Annotated in this window: 7 protein-coding genes; all 7 read right to left on the bottom strand. The window is 69.5% G+C overall.

Annotated features, from left to right (window positions below; all coding sequences use genetic code 11):
* Positions 1–45: 45 nt before the first annotated feature.
* Positions 46–1,839, bottom strand: coding sequence for an acetyl/propionyl/methylcrotonyl-CoA carboxylase subunit alpha (locus ACWDU4_RS28110; RefSeq protein ID WP_450117244.1), 1,794 nt, complete (start codon positions 1,837–1,839; stop codon positions 46–48).
* Between the two features lie 175 nt (positions 1,840–2,014).
* Positions 2,015–3,448, bottom strand: a complete 1,434-nt coding sequence (locus tag ACWDU4_RS28105) for a condensation domain-containing protein (RefSeq protein ID WP_450117243.1) — start codon at positions 3,446–3,448, stop codon at positions 2,015–2,017.
* Positions 3,449–3,494: 46 nt separating this feature from the next.
* Positions 3,495–3,908: a SufE family protein gene (locus ACWDU4_RS28100; protein ID WP_450117242.1), complete on the bottom strand. Its 414-nt coding sequence runs from the start codon at positions 3,906–3,908 to the stop codon at positions 3,495–3,497.
* The gene (locus tag ACWDU4_RS28095; RefSeq protein WP_450117241.1) at positions 3,905–4,801 is read right to left on the bottom strand and encodes a sulfurtransferase; all 897 of its coding nucleotides are present in this window, start codon (positions 4,799–4,801) and stop codon (positions 3,905–3,907) included. The genes ACWDU4_RS28100 and ACWDU4_RS28095 overlap by 4 nt, the downstream gene beginning before the upstream one ends.
* A gap of 87 nt (positions 4,802–4,888) precedes the next feature.
* A complete protein-coding gene (locus ACWDU4_RS28090) occupies positions 4,889–5,533 on the bottom strand; it encodes a Maf family protein (protein ID WP_450117240.1) in 645 nt (214 codons plus the stop codon).
* Positions 5,530–5,814, bottom strand: coding sequence for an acyl-CoA carboxylase subunit epsilon (locus tag ACWDU4_RS28085; RefSeq protein ID WP_450117239.1), 285 nt, complete (start codon positions 5,812–5,814; stop codon positions 5,530–5,532). The genes ACWDU4_RS28090 and ACWDU4_RS28085 overlap by 4 nt, the downstream gene beginning before the upstream one ends.
* Positions 5,811–5,939, bottom strand: a 129-nt coding sequence (locus tag ACWDU4_RS28080) for a carboxyl transferase domain-containing protein (protein ID WP_450117245.1), incomplete at its 5' end; no start/stop codon positions are given. The genes ACWDU4_RS28080 and ACWDU4_RS28085, both read right to left, overlap by 4 nt.

The raw sequence follows: 5,939 nt of genomic DNA, 5'->3' as shown, positions 1-5,939 counted from the left end.
CCCCCGACCTCGGGGTCGGGGTCGGGGGCATTCGGCGTGAGCGTCTTACTTGAGTTCGGCGAGGACGGTGCCCTGCGTGATCGCGGCACCCGGCTCGACGGCCAGACCGGTCACGGTACCGGCCTTGTGCGCGGTGACCGGGTTCTCCATCTTCATCGCCTCCAGGACCACGATCAGGTCACCCTCGGCGACCTCCTGGCCCTCGGTGACGGCGACCTTGACCACGGTGCCCTGCATCGGCGCGGTGACCGCGTCACCGGAGGCGGCGCCGCCACCGGCACCGCCACGCTTGCGGGCCTTGGGCTTGCGCTTGATCGCACCGGTCGCCGGGGCACCGGTCCCGACCTGGAACTGGCCCGGCAGCGACACCTCCACCCGGCGGCCACCGACCTCGACGACCACGTTCTGCCGCGGCAGCGCCTCCTCACCGTCGGCGTCGACCGCACCGGTCCCGGCGTACGGCTCGATGGTGTTGTCCCACTCGTTCTCGATCCACTTGGTGTAGACGTCGAACTTCTCGCCGTCACCGACGAACGCGGGGTTGGTGACGATGTGCCGGTGGAACGGCAGCACGGTAGCCAGGCCGTCGACCTCGAACTCGGCCAGCGCGCGGGACGCCCGCTGCAGCGCCTGCTCGCGGGTCTCGCCGGTGACGATCAGCTTGGCGAGCATCGAGTCGAACTGGCCGCCGATCACATCGCCCTGCACGACACCGGAGTCCACGCGCACACCCGGGCCGGTCGGCTCCTTGTACACGCTGATCGGGCCCGGGGCGGGCAGGAACCCGCGGCCGGCGTCCTCACCGTTGATGCGGAACTCGAACGAGTGTCCGCGCGGGGTCGGGTCCTCGGTGATCTCGAGCTTCTCGCCGTTGGCGATGCGGAACTGCTGACGCACCAGGTCGATGCCCGCGGTCTCCTCGGTGACCGGGTGCTCGACCTGCAGGCGGGTGTTGACCTCGAGGAACGAGACGGTGTCGCCCTGCACCAGGTACTCCACGGTGCCGGCACCGTAGTAGCCGGCCTCCTTGCAGATCGCCTTGGCGGAGTTGTGGATCCGGTCGCGCTGGTCGTCGGTCAGGAACGGCGCCGGGGCCTCCTCGACGAGCTTCTGGAAGCGGCGCTGCAGCGAGCAGTCGCGGGTGCCGGCGACGATGACGTTGCCGTGCTGGTCGGCGATGACCTGCGCCTCGACGTGGCGGGCCTTGTCGAGGTACTGCTCGACGAAGCACTCGCCGCGCCCGAACGCCGCGATCGCCTCGCGGGTGGCGGACTCGAACAGCTCGGGGATCTCCTCGATGGTGTGCGCGACCTTCATCCCGCGCCCACCGCCACCGAACGCGGCCTTGATCGCGACCGGCACGCCGTACTGCTTGGCGAACTCGACGACCTCGTCGGCGCCCTTGACCGGGTCCTTGGTGCCCGCGGCCATCGGCGCGCTCGCGCGCTCGGCGATGTGCCGGGCGGTGACCTTGTCACCGAGGTCGCGGATCGACTGCGGCGAGGGCCCGATCCAGATCAGGCCGGCGTCGATCACGGCCTGCGCGAAGTCGGCGTTCTCGGACAGGAACCCGTAGCCGGGGTGGATCGCGTCGGCACCGGACTTGGCGGCGGCGTCGAGGATCTTGTCGAACACCAGGTACGACTCGGCGGAGGTCTGCCCCCCGAGGGCGAACGCCTCGTCGGCCAGCTTCACGAACTGCGCGTCCGCGTCCGGTTCCGCGTACACCGCGACGCTGCCGTATCCGGCGTCCTTCGCGGCCCGGATGACCCGCACAGCGATCTCGCCGCGGTTGGCGACGAGCACCTTCGTGATGTGCGCGCTGGCATGACTGGGCACTGAGCCTCCTGTTGATCGCAAGGGGTAGCCACTGTGGATCCCCTGCCGGGGGTCAGACCCGGCTGGTTTGTTGACGGCAGTACCTCGAAGTGTAGGCACCAGCCGATATGCAGATGTAATCGGCCTGGAGGGGCCGGTGAACACCATAAACCCTACTGACCAGTAGTTTCCCGGTTCATCGGGTGACGGGGGAAGGCAGATTGCACGTCCCGGTGCCCACGACCTCTTCCATCAGGCTGCGCAGGCGGGCGACGTAACGGTGCACCGCGGCGGTCGCGTCGTCCGTGGCGGGATAACGGGCGGCGATGTTCACGCCCTGCGGGGTCCGATTCACCCAGATGTACACGTCATTCGCGTACTGCTTGCTGCGCAGTGCCCGCGCGTTCCAGTCCGGCCACTGCGTCGCCGCGGGCACGAACCGCACGTCCATGTAGGACACCACGAACCGGGGCTGTGCGTCGGTGCCGAGGACCTCGCTGACCCACTCGAACGGCACCTGCGCCGCCGGCTTGGCCGCCGCGACCTGAGTGGACGCCCGCCGCACCAGTTCCGCGAACGAGCCCGCCCCACGGACCGCGAACGAGATGGGGCTGATCCCGACGAACCATCCGACCGAACCGGCCCATCCCGGCTCGTCGCGGGTGTGCATGGGAGTGACGGTCTCGAACCGGTCCGCGCTCGAGAGTTCGGCGCCTGCGATCGCCAGACACGCGAGGGTGCCCGCGAAGAAGCCGTGCCCGATCTTGCGGCACACCACCGCGAACGCATCCGCCCCGGCCGTGTCCAGGACCCACGCGGACAGCCCGCGCTGCGCGGGCGGAACCTCGGGCAGCTCCCCGAGGTCGAGCGGGAACTCGGGCAGTCGCCCACCGCCGAGGTCGAGCACGCCGCGCCACAGTGCCACCGCCGGATGCGCGGCGTCGAGGTCGACGACCGCGGAACGCTCCCGCGCACCGAAGTCGAGGTAGCTGCCGACGGGGAACAGGTCCGGGGCCGCACCGTCCCGCTCCCTGCGGTACAGCGCCTCGATCTCCTGGGCGACCAGGACCACCGAGTACCCGTCGACGATCGCGTGGTCGGCGGCGAAGTAGACGGTGAACGCCCGGTCCCGGTCCGGCGGTTCGACGGTCGCGAAGGCGAATGCCGGCCACGACGTCGGGGACGTGCAGCCGTCGAACAGCCGGTGCAGGTGCTCGAAGTTCTCGGCGCCCGACGTTCGGTAGCCGTGCCGATGGGCGCTGACGCGGACCCGGCCCGGCGAGACGGTCCGCCTCCGCAGCGCTCCGGGGCCGGTGGGGACGGTCGCGTGGCTGCGCAGTCCCTCGTGTCGATCGATCCACGAGTTCAGTGCACGGCCGAACGCGTCCGCGTCGAGCCTGCCGTCGATCTCGAATGCGGTCCCGAGCCACGACTCGTGCGCGGATCCGGTTCGCGCACGCGCGTCACGCAGCCGCGACTCCTGGACGAAGGACGTCGGCCTCGGATCGTCGAACCACGGGTCGGAACTGTCGATGCATGCGTGCGGCCCGCCGTCGAACGGTGCGGTCGGAAGCCACTCGGTCACCGTTCCCGGCGTGACGGGATAGTCGGCCAGCTCGGTGAATTCCATTGACAGAACCCATTTCTCGAGATCTGCACCGGCGAATGGATCGCAATCACCGACGCAGATGACGTTTGATGCGTGTGAGCATCGCGGACATGCCCCGCAGGCGCAGCGGGCTGACGGAGTCGGCCAGACCCAGCGCGGAATAGAAGTCTCCGGGCACGTCCAGTATCGCCTGTGCGCTCTGTCCGTCCAAACCCTGATGAAGAATCGAGGCGAACCCGCGTGTCGTCGGTGCCTCGGGCGGGGCACTGAAGTGCAGTCGCACGTGTTCCGGGTCGTCGGCGTCGACCGAGAGGAACAGTGGCGACTGGCATTCGGGCACCGGTTCCATCGCCGCCTGCTCCAGTTCCGCAGGCAGCGGCGGCAGTTCGCGGCTGAACTCCAGAAGCAACTGCAGCTTCTCCTGCCCGGAGACCGCGGCGAAGTCGTCGACGATCTCGGCGAGGGGTTCGGGCAGGCTCATGCGATCGCCGGAACCTCGCCGGGATCGTCGCCCTTGACGATCGGAACCCGTACCGTGTTGCCCCACTCCGTCCACGAGCCGTCGTAGTTGCGCACGTTCTCGAACCCGAGCAGGTGCGTGAGCACGAACCAGGTGTGGCTGGACCGCTCACCGATCCGGCAGTAGGCGACCACGTCGTCGCCGGGAGCGAACGCGCCGTAGATCTCCTCCAGTTCGGCGCGCGACCGGAACCGGCTGTCCGGGGCCGCGGCCTTCGCCCACGGGATGGACACCGCAGTCGGGATGTGCCCGCCGCGCAGCGCGCCCTCCTCCGGGTAGTCCGGCATGTGGGTGCGCTCGCCGGTGTACTCCTGCGGCGACCGCACGTCGATCAGCGGTCCGGCGCCCAGGTGTCCCAGCACCTCGTCGCGGTACGCGCGGATCGGGGCGTCGTTGCGGGTCACGACCGGGTAGTCGGTCGGCGCGTTCTCGGGGACGTCGAGGGTGGTGTCGCGGTTCTCCGCGATCCACGCGTCCCGGCCGCCGTCGAGCAGTCGCACGTCCTCGTGACCGAACAGGGTGAACACCCACAGTGCGTAGGCGGCCCACCAGTTGCTCTTGTCGCCGTAGATGACGACGGTGTCGTCCCGGCGAATGCCCTTGCGGCTCATCAGCTCGGCGAACGCCTCGCCGTCGATGTAGTCGCGGGTGACCGGATCGTTGAGGTCGGTGTGCCAGTCGATCTTCACCGCGCCCGGAATGTGCCCGACGTCGTAGAGGAGCACGTCCTCGTCGGACTCGACGATCCTGATCCCGGGAGCGCCGATGTGCGCGCCGAGCCACTCCGAGGTGACGAGCCGCTCCGGATGCGCATAGGCCGCAAAGGACGGGTTGGGATCGGGCGCAACGGGCACGAGCGGGCTCCTGACGGTGGGACTTCGGGTTGACAATCGCAATTCTATGCGCAGCCCGCGGCCCGTCGCCGCCTGTGGGGAGCCGGGTCAGCTCGGTGTGGGGGAGGCGGTCCAGAGTTCGGCGATGCCGACGCCGACGTCGCCGAGCAGACGACGAACCAACGGCAGGCCGATCCCGATCACGCTGGACGGGTCGCCCTCGATGCGGTCGATGAACCAGCCGCCGAGCCCGTCGAGGGTGAATGCGCCGGCCACCTGCATGGGTTCACCGGAGTCGAGATACGCTTCGAGGTCGTCTCCCGACGGGGTGCCGAAGTGCACCACCGTTGCGCTGTCGTCGCGGGCCTCACCGACCGTGACGCCGTCCCGGACCCGGATCACGCAGTGCCCGGTGAGGAGGGTTCCGCTGCGCCCGGCCATCGAGCGCCACCGGGCCCGCGCCACGTCGGCGGTGTGGGGTTTGCCCTGCAAGGTGCCGTCGATGAGGAGCATCGAATCGCACCCGATCACCACGGCATCGGTGACGATGTCGGCGGGAAGTACGGGCAGCACGGCCGCGGCCTTGGCGCGGGCCAGCTCCGTCACCACGTGGTGCGGGGCGGCCCGCGGGCCGAGGGCCTCCTGAATGGCGTCCTCGTCGACGCCGGAGACGTGCACGTACGGCTCGATCCCCGCCTTGCGCAGCACCGTACGGCGCGCAGGCGAGGCCGAGGCGAGGACGAGCCGCGTCACGCCCGGTTCTGGAACGCGTAGGGCGAGAAGGGTGCGCGCACGCGGTGCATCCTGGTCGGCCGGCCCCAGTTGTCCGGGGGAGTGGTGTCGACGGGCGCCTCACCCGATCCGGCGGCGGCGAGAACCGCGACCAGCGCGGCGATCTCGACGTCGGTGGGATTGCCCTTGAGCACCTTGATGACCGGCAATTGCGTACCTTCGGTTGCGGTCGCCGCGTCGATGGTCTCGGCGGCTTCGGTGAGCACCTCGACCTCGGCGAGTGCGTTGTCCGTGATTGTCACAGTGGAATGTTCCCATGCTTCTTGGGCGGCAGGGTGACCATCTTGCGTTCGAGCAGACGCAGAGCGGACACGATCTGACCGCGGGTGTGGCTCGGCGGGATCACCGCGTCGACGTAACCGCGTTC

Source organism: Rhodococcus sp. NPDC003348 (assembly GCF_053589375.1).
This window is presented reverse-complemented; position numbering and strand designations above follow the sequence as displayed.